Source organism: Pseudomonas sp. AM4(2022), from assembly GCF_036346515.1.
GTDB lineage: Bacteria > Pseudomonadota > Gammaproteobacteria > Pseudomonadales > Pseudomonadaceae > Aquipseudomonas > Aquipseudomonas paracarnis.
The window spans coordinates 1-520 of the sequence record NZ_JAOTNW010000070.1; the positions used below are offsets into that span (position 1 = coordinate 1).

The following is a 520-nucleotide window of genomic DNA, read 5'->3' on the forward strand; positions in this document are numbered from 1 at the left end:
AGCATTTCAAATCCTACGATGCCAAGGGCCGACTGACCGTCGAACAGGATCCGCTGGGCGCGGTAACGGCCTATCAGTACGACGACGCCGGACGCTTGGTGGCGCTGTTTCCCGGGGATGATGAGCCGACCTCCTACGAACATGACAACGGTTTTGTTCGGGTTATAAGGCGTGGGGAGGCGGTCTGGAAATACGAGCGTAATGAGCAAGGCGATGTTACGCGTAGGACCGATCCTGACGGCGAGGTTACCGATTACAGCTACAACAAACACGGGCAACTGACCGAGGTTTGGTACCCGGATCACAGCTGCCATCGGTTGGTATGGAATGAGCGTGGACAGTTGCTTGAGGAGCAATTGCCCAATGGCGGGATCAAGCGTTATCGCTATGACGATCTAGGGCGGCAGGTTGCCCGTGAGGATGCACACGGCGCGCAGACAGTCTATGAATGGGACAGCGTCGGTAGGTTGATTCGCCTCGTCTTGCCAGGCGGCGCCACACGAGAATTCAGCTACAACCT

General features: G+C 57.1%; 1 pseudogene. It reads left to right on the forward strand.

Annotated elements, in window-relative coordinates:
• Positions 1 to 520, forward strand: a pseudogene (locus ODQ19_RS27995) (type IV secretion protein Rhs); the annotation flags it as partial.